The organism is Paenibacillus sp. 01T422, assembly GCF_056398785.1.
On sequence record NZ_JBFTQB010000629.1, the window covers coordinates 1 to 3,897 of the forward strand.

Sequence of the window (3,897 nt, forward strand, 5' to 3'; positions counted from 1 at the left end):
TCAGTAGACGATCTGTATCGGACAACACTTTTTCAACTTTAAAACAAGATGGACACACGTACACATTCATCGTGAATGGCGCCGTCAGGAACGCGCTGCCCAGCGTTTTTGGAATCGTTGGTGTGAAGGAAGTCTCGTTTACGACCTCATTCCCGGCAAGCAATAGCAGTTCATGACAGTTCGAGCATTCAGGCGCTTCTTCCTGCTCATCCGTGATATGCTGTACCTTTTCACCATATTTATCAAGCGGCTCATCCGAGTCATCCCATGCCAATGACAAATCCTCATCAGCATCAGGGAACTCTTGCTCTTGGAAACGGAGCGGTTGACCCGTTAATTTCACTTTCAAATCAATACTGCGGTAATCATTCAACTCGTTAAAACAATGCGGGCATTCATCCTCCGGCCCAATCTCGGGATCCCAAACGATCTCCGTTTGACACCAAGGACAAACAACTTCTTCATTCGCACTCATGACGTAATCCTCCATCTATTGCACTCAAGCAAATTTCATTAAATAATAAATCCCTGCCGCCATAAACACAAATGCAATAGCAAACAAGGTGCCCCACAGGTATTTCATGTTCAAGCCTCCAAGACTATGTATGATTCTAAGTTACGCATGCGCCTACTACGTAAGAAAGGGAGACAGATAGCGTCAAAGACAAGAAACCTACAGCGCGGTTATCTTTTTTGATTTCTTCATCAATTTTAAAATAAGGTGTTAAGAACTCAAAAATGAAGTAGGCTGCCAGCAACAGCAAGAATCCGTRGCCTGCCCAAATGAGAGAGTGAATCATCGTGTCATTATTTAAAATGGCAAACCGGAACAAATTGCAAATCCCAAAAATTTTCCCGCCTGTCGCCATTGCCACAGAGAGGTTACCCTTTTTGATCTCTGCCCAGTCATCATACTTCGTGACCATTTCGAAAATCGTAAGAAATATCACAAGCGCAATGACAGCAACTGCAAAAAATGCAAGCGTCGATAAATACGGATTACTCAGCAACACATCCACCTCTTCATTCATATCGTCTCCTGCCTTCCTTCCATGTAGAGAGTTTAAACCTTGATTTAAAAATCCCTATATACGGTAGAAGAGACTGAGTTAGGCTCAGTCTCTCGCAGGTACTATTAGTATATCATTAAGATTGTTTTTTTTCAGCAAGCTTTGCTTTCATAGCTGCCAACTCATCATCGATGCCGCTTTTGCTTGCGCCAAGCCCTTCAAGCTCATCGTCCAAACTGCGGTTTTTGGAACGAATCTCGCCGCTTGCTTGTGCTTCAGCTTCCATCTGCAGGACTTTCTCGCTCATGCGGTCAAAGCCTTTGGCTGCGTTGTCTGTACCAAATCCGGACATCGCTTGATTGATTTGTTTTTGCGCTTTTGCTGTTTCAGCACGGGCAATCAACAAATCCTTCTTGTTTTTCATTTTGTTGAACTCGTCTTTCATCTCAGTCAGCTGACTGCGAAGTTGATCCGCATTTGTTTTGGCAAGATCATATTGACGTTTCAACTCATCGAAACGAACTTGCTGCTCTTTCTTGTCTTCGAGTGCGCGACGGGCCAAATCTTCATTGCCAGCTTCAAGAGCTTTCATTGCTTGCTCTGTACGCTTGGTAACCATTTCTTCTGATTCTTCGTATTGAAGCTTGAATTTCTTCTCGATAGCGATTTGCTTAGCGACAGCAGATTCTGCTTCCAAAATATCTTCTTCCATGTCACGCAAAAACTGATTTAACATCTTAACCGGGTCTTCTGCTTTGTCCAGCAAATCATTTACCGAAGCCATCGTCATATCACGTAATCTTTTAAAAATACCCATTCTGAATTCCTCCTAAGGTTTATCCTTATTTATTTTATAATTGGTATTGCGTTTTCTTTTCTAATCACCGGTGCTTACACACATTAAATACGCAGTCCCAAAGAATGAGTTTCAAAAAGTTGAAAATATTTTTAAAAGTTATTTCAATTCCACAACTGTTACTCCGGCTCCACCTTCATTGTAGTTCCCCATGCGGTAACTTTTCACGTGTTTGTGGCGGCGCAGATACTCCTGCATGCCTGTGCGCAGCACACCTGTTCCTTTGCCGTGAATCAGGTACACTTGCCCCAAATTGCCAAGGAAAGATTCATCCAAGAAGCGATCTGCCTCGATCATCGCTTCCTCCATGTTCAACCCACGCATATCCAATTCCATTCGAATGTTCTCATCTCTTGTTCGTTTGATCGTGGTTGCCACCTGATGAACCGGCTTCTTCTGAGCAGGACTGCCTATTTTCTCGAGGTTGGTTATCTCAACCTTCATTTTCATAATCCCCAGCTGCACAGTAGCTTCCGTGGGGCTAACGAGTTCGACCACATGACCCTTCTGACCCAGGCTCATGACACGAACTTCATCTCCGGCCTCGATTCTCTCAGGCCGCTTCTTCGCCGCGCGAACTTGCTTATCGCGCAGTTCAGGCGCCGCCTGATCGAGGCGGCGCTTCGCTTCAACCAGCCGGTGGTCCTTGACCCCGCCGGCTTCTTCTTGCGCCATGCGCCGCAGGTCGGCGATCACTTCGTCGGCCTCGCGGCGCGCCTTGGCGACAGCCTCACGCGCGTCGCGCTCGGCTTTCTCGAGCAGCTTATCGCGCTGCTCGTCGAACTTCAGCTGCTGCGCCTCCAGCGTTCGGCGCATCTCTTCCGCCTCGAGCCGCAGCCTCTCGGCGCTCTCGCGTTCTGCTTCGGCGACTAATCGATTCTCTTCGAGGGAAGCGATCATCGACTCTACGCGTTTATCCTCTTCGCCAACCTGGGTGCGCGCATGCTCAATAATTCGGCGTGACAAACCAAGCCGTTCGGCTATGGCAAACGCGTTGCTTCGCCCAGGAACACCTACAAGCAAACGATAAGTTGGACTCAAGGTTTGGATATCAAATTCCATACTCGCGTTTATTGTACCTTTTGTCTGATAGGCGTAAGCCTTAAGTTCCGAATAGTGGGTCGTCGCAATGATTCGACAACCAATCTGGTGTATATAATCAAGGATGGAGATCGCCAGCGCAGATCCTTCAGCAGGATCTGTACCTGCTCCAAGCTCATCGAGCAGCACTAAGCTCTTAGGCGTCATATCCCGTAATATGCTAATGATATTTGTCATATGACTTGAAAATGTACTTAAGTTCTGTTCAATGCTCTGTTCATCCCCAATATCGGCATAAATAGCATCGAATACACATAATTGACTGCCTTCCTCCGCAGGTACAAACAAGCCTGACATCGCCATCAAACTTAATAAACCTACCGTTTTGAGAGAGACTGTTTTACCCCCTGTATTCGGTCCGGTCACAATAATTTGCGAGTAATCATTCCCTAACTCCAAGTCAAGCGGAACAACAAGTTCTGCCGCAATAAGCGGATGACGGCCGCGCTTGATCTTGATAAAGCCTCTATCATTCAGCCTTGGCATAGTAGCCTTTAGTTCTCTTGCCAGACCTGCTTTGGCGAACGTAAAATCCAGATCAGCCAACTGATCTACGTCATAAACAAGAATATCTACCTGTTCAGCCACAAGTGCAGTTAAGATGCGCAAAATTTTCTCAATTTCCGCTTCTTCCTTGAACTTAAGCTCACGAATCTTATTGTTCAACTGAACAATAGCGTCGGGTTCAATGTATAAAGTCGCTCCAGATGCGGATTGATCATGAATCATCCCGCCGAAACTAGAGCGGTATTCGGATTTTACAGGAATCACGTAACGATCGTTACGGATAGTGATCAGCACATCCTGCAGCATCTTTTGTATCGACGAATTGCGCAGCATTTGCTCTAACCGCTCACGAACCCTACTCTCGCCCGTACGCAGCTCACTGCGCACACGTCCTAATTCAATGCTTGCGCTATCTACAACAAC

4 protein-coding genes are annotated in these 3,897 nt (G+C 46.3%); all 4 read right to left on the bottom strand.

Annotated elements, in window-relative coordinates:
• The coding region (locus AC1DUA_RS27610) for a hypothetical protein (RefSeq protein ID WP_477502811.1) at window positions 1-475 on the bottom strand (475 nt) is incomplete at its 3' end.
• Window positions 476-611: 136 nt separating this feature from the next.
• Window positions 612-1,031 carry a DUF350 domain-containing protein gene (locus tag AC1DUA_RS27615; RefSeq protein ID WP_477502812.1) on the bottom strand — a complete coding sequence of 140 codons (420 nt, stop codon included), beginning with the start codon at window positions 1,029-1,031 and terminating at the stop codon, window positions 612-614.
• A gap of 115 nt (window positions 1,032-1,146) precedes the next feature.
• Window positions 1,147-1,827, bottom strand: coding sequence for a PspA/IM30 family protein (locus AC1DUA_RS27620; protein WP_477502813.1), 681 nt, complete (start codon window positions 1,825-1,827; stop codon window positions 1,147-1,149).
• Window positions 1,828-1,965: 138 nt separating this feature from the next.
• Window positions 1,966-3,897, bottom strand: a 1,932-nt coding sequence (locus tag AC1DUA_RS27625) for an endonuclease MutS2 (protein ID WP_477502814.1), incomplete at its 5' end; no start/stop codon positions are given.

Excerpts from the sequence above, each read along its gene's own strand:
- AC1DUA_RS27620 (WP_477502813.1), bottom strand. The coding sequence starts at position 1,827 with ATGGGTATTTTTAAAAGATTACGTGATATGACGATGGCTTCGGTAAAT.